Raw genomic sequence first — 248 nt, 5'->3', positions numbered from 1 at the left:
AGATCAGCCTTAACCGGTCAAGGAAGACTTTTGCGTCGAGGAAGTAGTTTGGGTAAGTCTTCCTGAGCTGCTCGACGCTGCCGCCTGCAACAAGGACCGCATCGATCGGTTCTCCCGAGGCTGTGCGTACTTCTGCCTTCGCATATGCCTCGGTTGCAGCCTCGAGTTCATCCGCGGAGAACGGTTTGATGTTTAGGACATGCCTCGCTGTGTCGAGGACAACCAAGTGATAGGCCGCCGACGACCGG

The 248-nt window shown here is 56.9% G+C and carries 1 protein-coding gene; it reads right to left on the bottom strand.

Annotation, left to right across the window (positions count from 1 at the left end):
* On the bottom strand, positions 1 to 226 hold a 226-nt coding region (locus tag SB660_RS22690; protein ID WP_410584761.1), incomplete at its 3' end, for a hypothetical protein.
* Positions 227 to 248: the final 22 nt, after the last annotated feature.

The sequence above is a fragment of the Bacillus sp. SIMBA_005 genome (genome assembly GCF_046535585.1).
GTDB lineage: Bacteria > Bacillota > Bacilli > Bacillales > Bacillaceae > Bacillus > Bacillus pumilus.
The sequence above is the reverse complement of the archived record's forward strand: the minus strand, read 5'-3'. Positions and strand labels throughout refer to the sequence as shown.